The 6,626-nt window shown below is 50.1% G+C and carries 7 protein-coding genes; 2 read left to right on the top strand and 5 right to left on the bottom strand.

From position 1 onward, the window contains the following. Positions 1-121: 121 nt before the first annotated feature. The 5 genes from QZP87_RS15050 to QZP87_RS15070 all read right to left on the bottom strand — a co-directional run bounded on the left by QZP87_RS15050 (position 122) and on the right by QZP87_RS15070 (position 3,513). The gene (locus QZP87_RS15050; RefSeq protein WP_291323746.1) at positions 122-343 is read right to left on the bottom strand and encodes a NifU family protein; all 222 of its coding nucleotides are present in this window, start codon (positions 341-343) and stop codon (positions 122-124) included. 313 nt (positions 344-656) lie between these two features. After that, a complete protein-coding gene (locus QZP87_RS15055; protein ID WP_291323747.1) occupies positions 657-986 on the bottom strand; it encodes a ferredoxin-thioredoxin reductase catalytic domain-containing protein in 330 nt (109 codons plus the stop codon). Further along, a complete protein-coding gene (locus QZP87_RS15060) occupies positions 983-1,237 on the bottom strand; it encodes a glutaredoxin family protein (RefSeq protein ID WP_291323748.1) in 255 nt (84 codons plus the stop codon). The genes QZP87_RS15055 and QZP87_RS15060 overlap by 4 nt, the downstream gene beginning before the upstream one ends. A 194-nt stretch (positions 1,238-1,431) precedes the next feature. Further along, positions 1,432-3,207 (bottom strand): sodium:solute symporter family protein, encoded by a 1,776-nt coding sequence (locus tag QZP87_RS15065; protein ID WP_291323749.1) that lies wholly within the window; start codon positions 3,205-3,207, stop codon positions 1,432-1,434. A 51-nt stretch (positions 3,208-3,258) separates the two neighbouring features. Then, entirely contained in the window at positions 3,259-3,513 is a 255-nt protein-coding gene (locus QZP87_RS15070) for a DUF4212 domain-containing protein (RefSeq protein ID WP_291323750.1), read from the bottom strand. Between the two features lie 549 nt (positions 3,514-4,062). On the opposite strand from QZP87_RS15070, the gene QZP87_RS15075 reads away from it, so the two are divergent. Together QZP87_RS15075 and QZP87_RS15080 are read left to right on the top strand one after the other, a co-directional pair. Beyond that, entirely contained in the window at positions 4,063-5,973 is a 1,911-nt protein-coding gene (locus QZP87_RS15075; protein ID WP_291323751.1) for a DUF294 nucleotidyltransferase-like domain-containing protein, read from the top strand. A gap of 384 nt (positions 5,974-6,357) precedes the next feature. Next, positions 6,358-6,561, top strand: coding sequence for a hypothetical protein (locus QZP87_RS15080; RefSeq protein ID WP_291323752.1), 204 nt, complete (start codon positions 6,358-6,360; stop codon positions 6,559-6,561). Positions 6,562-6,626 lie beyond the last annotated feature (65 nt).

Raw genomic sequence — 6,626 nt, forward strand, 5'->3', positions numbered from 1 at the left:
GTGGGGCTGGGGGCGAACCTGGCAACAACCTTGCTCATCTTGTTCTCCTTGAAATCAGGACTTGAAAAATTAAAGGCGGACCCTTGCAGATCCGCCTTGAAAAAAGACATTTTGAGAGGACTTAGACGGCTTCCACGGACTTGATCTGGGGCAGTTCCTGCATAATCAAGCGCTCAATGCCGTTTTTAAGGGTCATCTGGGACATGGGGCAGCCCTTGCATGCACCCTGCAGCTGCACCTTGACCACGTTGTCGTCGGTAACCTCCACCAGCTCCACGTCTCCGCCGTCAGCCTGAAGCGACGGCCTGATTTTTTCCAGTACTTCCTGTACCTTTTCTTTCATTTCAAACCTTCCTGAGGGTATAATGATTCTATAATACAATCGTTGATGCACCTGCAAAAAGTCGGGTAATGAATAATTCAGGAATCAACAATCTACATAACGTATCTGTTTAGCGCTTTTAAGGAAACCAGGGGACAGGCACTCCGGGACCCACTTGAGCATCAATTTGTGCTCAAAATGACTCATTTTCTGGGACAAGTGGGTCCCGGAAGAGCCTGTCCCCATGCCACATCTAAAGCGCTAAACAGATACTACATAACGATTTGTTTTACTGACCTCTGACCTCTGTGACTGCAAAAATGACTTTTTGCTGTCACATCATCTTTTCCGGGGGCCTGCGTTCCGGGACGTATTCCCTGGGGATATCGCCCTCGTTCCATTCCCTGGAAACGTAAAGACCGCAATAACAGCTTCCGTATTCCTTTACATCCGGCTCACGGTATTCGCAGGGGCAGATTATGTCCCTGTCCTGATCCCTGTCCCCGGAGGCCAGCCTGCATGGACAGGCCATGTAACCCAGCTGTTCCTTATTGGAAATAAGGCTCTGGAGAAGTTCCAGGACCATCTCACGGTCCCTGTTGAAAAAATACCCCTTTGGCTCCTGTATTCTCTGCAGTGCTTCATAAAGTTTTTCCGGGGTCATTTTCCACAGGCCTCCTTGATTTCATCCTTTTTTAGTCCGACTATGACCTTTTCTCCTTCCACCACCAGGGTGGGAAAAGACAGCTTGGGGTTGTATTCCTTGACCTCGTTTACAACCTTTTCCCTTTCATCTCCAGTGAGCTGATCCACGTCAACATGATCATACTCTATGCCTTCTTCTTCCAGGAATTTTTTTGTATTTTTGCAGTGCACACAGGTACTGAGGGCATATACATATACCTTTTTACTCATAATTATCTCCTTGGTTGTTTATTGCGGCCACAGATACGGTCCTCTACCCCTGTACCCGGTAACAGGAGGCATTCGCCTGCATCTGGAGTTAATAACTCATTTCTTCTTCCTAAGCAATGACCAGATAACCATAAAAAACCGGCCCGGAATTGTTCCCGGGCCGGCTGCAGCATATTAAGGAAAAAAACAGGGCGTTAATGCCCGGAAGCTTCTCCTGAACCACGCGGTGTGCGCACGTTCTGTACCAGTTCCCGGATATGGGCCGGGGGAGATTTGGTAAAGGAAGACACAGTCAGGGTGACTGCGGCGTTTATAAGCATGCCCACGGTACCTATGCCTTCGGGTACGATGCCGAAGAACCAGGGATCCATGCCCATGAACTTGGTCTGGATGATATACATCATGGTAAAGCTTATTCCGGCGATCATCCCGGCAATGGCTCCTTCCCGGTTGACCCAGGTGGTGAATATGCCCAGGATTATTATGGGAAAGAATGACGAGGCGGCCAGCCCGAAGGCAAAGGCCACCACCTCGGCCACGAACCCGGGCGGATTTATCCCGAAATATCCGGCGATGAGCACGGCAATAGCGATCATGATCCGTCCCACCGCCATGCGCTGTCGTTCAGTGGCCTGGGGGTTCAGTATCCGGTAATACAGATCGTGGGAAATGGACGAGGCTATGACTATGAGCAGCCCCGAGGCCGTAGAAAGGGCCGCAGCCAGACCCCCCGCAGCTACAAGTCCCACCATCCAGGCCGGCAGATTGCCCATTTCCGGGCTGGCCAGCACGATTATATCCCGGTCGATGTACAGCTCGTTGTCGTTGTCCGTCAGTTCATTTGAAACCAGTCTCTCACCGTATTCCCCCCTTTCTCCGGTCAAATTCGGAGAGCCTACAAAGGGATCGCCGTCCCTGAACCGGATGATCCCGTCTCCGGCCTTGTCCACCCAGGCCACCAGGCCGGTCTGCTCCCAGTTTTTGAACCAGCTGGGGGCTTCGGTGTAGGGTGTATCGTTTATGGTGTCGATCATATTATAGCGCGCAAATCCGGCCACTGTGGGTGCTGTAGTGTACAGAAGGGCGATGAACAGGAGAGCCCAGAAGGCGCTTATTCTGGCAGCTTTTACGCTTGGAACGGTGAAAAAGCGGATTATGACGTGGGGAAGCCCGGCTGTGCCTACCATGAGGGCCAGGGTAATGCTGACTACGGAAAGCATACCCATGCCTCCTGGATGAAAGGCCTCGGTATAGCGGTGCAGACCGAGATCTTCGTGGATGCCGTCGATGGCCTGCAGGACATACTGCCCGGCGCGCTCTCCCTCGATAAGGGAGGAGCCGAAGCCTATCTGGGGGATGGGCATTCCGGTCAGTTTGAAGGAAATGGCGGCAGCGGCCAGGATAAAGGCGACAATCAGGACACAGTACTGGGCAACCTGGGTCCAGGTTATGCCCTTCATACCCCCCAGGGCGGCATAGAAAAAGACAACAGCCATGCCTATGACCACCCCGGTGCTGACTTCAACTTCCAGGAAGCGGCTGAAGACAATGCCTGCTCCGCGCATCTGCCCAGCAACATAAGTCAGGGATATGAATATGGCACAGATAAGAGCCACGATCCTGGCGGTGGAAGAATAATACCTGTCCCCTACGAAGTCGGGCACGGTGAATTTGCCGAACTTGCGCAGATAAGGTGCCAGCAGCAGGGCCAGGAGCACGTAACCCCCGGTCCAGCCCATGAGATAAACCGTTCCGGCGTAGCCCATAAAGGAGACCAGACCGGCCATGGAAATAAATGAAGCAGCACTCATCCAGTCCGCCGCAGTGGCCATACCGTTGGCCAGAGGCGGCACCGAAGACCCGGCCACGTAGAAGCCCTTGGTCTCCTGGACCCTGGAGCGCCAGGCAATGAAAATGTATAATCCGAATGATAAGATGACCATTATATAGGTCCAGGCCAGAATGGACATTATTTTCCCCTCCCAAAAATATAAATGGTTGTCTGCAGAAACATCCAGCAGTTATTGTTCATCAACATCATATTCCCGGTCCAGTTTGTTCATGAGTACACAGTAAACCAGGATCAGGATTACGAATACATAGATGGAACCCTGTTGCGCGAACCAGAATCCCAGGGGGAATCCGGCTATCCAGAAGTTGTTCAGTGGCTGTACCAGAAAAATGCCCAGGCCGTAGGATACAAAGGCCCAAATGGCCAGCAGCACCCCGATCAGGGTCAGGTTTTTCTTCCAGTACTCGTCAAAACGCTTGGACATAACCTCCTCCTTAAAATTGATATTATGGGCTCATTCCTGCCGGCTCATCTTTACCCGGGGTTAACCTCCTGTCTGCCCGGACAACCGCAAGGTATCTGTTTAGCGCATTTGAGGAAAGCAGGGGACAGGCAGTCCCCGGGCCACATGCAAAGCGCTAAACAAATACACCGCAAGATGCTCCCTGTTTGAATGTAAGCATTCAGGAGGGTCCTCAATGGTAGTTCCTGGCACAAGGCCCTGGGGACTGTCCCCGGGCCGGTTCCGGCACCCCCTGAATGCTTAAGTTTGCATTATTTGTATGCGACAAAATAACATGTTTCATGCATTATGTGGTCAGCGGTAATAAATGATTGGTTAAAATACCAAAAAAGTGTATGTTGCATTTACAAAGGGGAGGTGCTCATTTATCGAGGAAATTTTGCCGGTTATGCCATAATGATGGCGTTTGCCCCCTTGAAGCCACAGAAGCATAACCATTCAGGGGGGTTTTAGATGGTGGTTACCGGTATCGGCCCCCCTGACCCTGAATGGTTACCTAGGAGCGAAGCCATGAATGACCAGATTGTTGACTTTATGTCCTCAGTGGAACCTTTTGATATCCTTCCCGAAAAGGAAATCTCAAGGGTAGCGCAAAGTCTCACCCATGCCGGATTCCCGGCGGACAGAACACTTTTTGTCCAGAACAAGTCTATTTTAAATCACATATACATTGTTTCTTCCGGAAAGATGGAAAAGTTTATTCTGGAAGAAGAAGACAAAAAACTTCGCGATATCCTGGGGGAGAAAAGTATTTACGGTGCTCTGTCGGTACTCTTCAACAAAAGCATCTCCATCCGCACCGTCAGGACCCTTGAGGAGTCAAAGCTTTACCTGCTGCCCAAAGAGCACTTCCTGGATATTTGTTCCCGCTATCCCGAATTTATCCAGTTTTTCGCCCGGGCTTTCTGCAGCCATATGCTTCAGGCACCATACCAGGCCCTGATTACCGGCAACATGGACGATGAAAAACAGGTATCATCTTCGGCTTTTCTGAACTTTAAGCTAAGGGATATTTTTTCAAGAGAATTCGCCTCATGCAGCGAATACGCAAGCATCAAGGAGGCGGCCGCCCTTATGCGGGACCTTAATAAAAGCGCAGTAGTGACCATGAACGCCCTGGATCAAAGCATAGGCCTGCTTACGGATAATGACCTTAGAAGCAAGGTGGTCAGCCAAAATTACCCGGTGCACAACCCGGTGAAGGAGATTGCATCCAGGCCGCTGATTACACTGTCTGAAGATTCCCAGGTGTTTGAAGCCATTATCATGATGATGAAACACAGTGTTAAACATCTGGTAATCACCGACGACCGGGACAATGTACTGGGCATAGCCACGGAACAGGACCTCTTACTGGCTCAGGGCAGATCCCCGGTTTATCTTATGAGGGAGATTCAACTGGCTCAGACCATTGAAGAGCTCAAACACAGGCAGCTTCAGGTGCCGGGCATGATCAAGTCCCTCATGGACAGCGGGGCCAGGGCGGGGCATCTGAACCGGATCATCACCGAGATTTCCGATGCCATACTCAAAATAATCGCGGCCTGGGCAATAGACGAAATGGGACATCCTCCGGCGCGGTTTGCATTCATGATCCTGGGCAGCGAAGGGCGTAAGGAGCAGACCCTCAAGACGGACCAGGATAATGCCATAGTGTACGAAGACGTAGAGCCGGAGCGAGAAGAGGAGGTTAGAAAATATTTTCTGGAACTTGGCGACAGGATATGCACCCGGCTGGATGAGGTGGGTTTTTCTTTCTGTAATTTCGGCATAATGGCCCGGAATCCCAAGTGGTGCCAGTCACTGGGCCAGTGGAAGACATACTTCTGGGACTGGATTCACCAGGTGGAGCCGGAGGATCTTCTGCATTCCAGTATATTTTTCGACTTCAGGCTGGGTTACGGCGATAAAGGCATGGTGAACGAGCTCAGGCAATACCTTTTTCAATCCCTGGGAAAATGGAAGGGTTTTTTCAGACACTTTGCCGAAAATACCCTGCGTTTCAAGCCGCCGCTGGATTTTTTCGGCAACCTGGTTATAAAAAACACCAAAGAAAAGAAAAACTCCCTGGATATAAAACAGCCCATGCAGCTTCTGGTGGATTTCGCCCGCCTTTATGCCCTGAAATATTTTATTGCTGAAACCAACACCCTGGACAGGCTGGAAAGGCTGCGTCAACAGGGCGTACTCTCTGGACAGGACTTTGATGAACTATCCCATGCCTACGGCTTCATGATGCTCCTGCGTCTGTCGCACCAGGCCAGGATGATAGTGGACGATGGTAAAACCGCGGACAACCTGATACAGCCGAAGATGCTCACCTATATCGACCGGCAGTCCCTGAAGGAGGCCTTCAAAAGGATCAAGACAGCCCAGGGCAAAATGCGCATGGAACTCACCCAGGACATAGGCATATCCTGAAAAAGACCGTTTTTTACCCAGAATGAGTTTGACGCAAAATGGTAAAAGAAACCTGCCTAATGAAATGTCGCAAAGCGGCCCTGGCTCGGCAGGATTTAACAGGGTTTATCCTGATATTTAAGTATGATGGTTGGGCTACCAATTAAAATAGTCGGCTTGTCCACCAAAAAGTAATTTATATAAGGAATGCGGCCCAGCCAAATTCTCTTGTCCATCCGCTTAAAATATTGCAGGAAATATTCAGGCATTCATAATTGCCCGGATCTTCCCCTTGTTGTCCTTGTCTATCCTGCTGAAATATGGCACTTACATGCCAACAGATATTTTTCTGGTTTGTTATCCTTCCTTTTCAACACGTCTTAAAAAAAGATTGAGAGTCCCATCATGAAAAAACAGTCCCAGACCAGTGAGCTTGGTTCAAAAGTTATTTTTGCTGCTTTTGAAGTACTCCAGGAAAACGGAGGGGAGCTCCCCGGTAAGGAGGTTCCGGGCAAAGTGGAGCAGTGTGTGGCCCTGGATGACTGGATAAAGGCCAGGCTTAAAAGAGCTGGGAAGGAAGTGGAGTTATGGCAAAGTATGAAAAGTTGATTCAAAAAATACTGCAGGGAAAAGCAGATGCCAATATAAGGTTTGAAGATCTTTGTAATTTATTA

It is taken from the genome of Desulfonatronospira sp., assembly GCA_003563255.1.
GTDB lineage: Bacteria > Desulfobacterota > Desulfovibrionia > Desulfovibrionales > Desulfonatronovibrionaceae > Desulfonatronospira.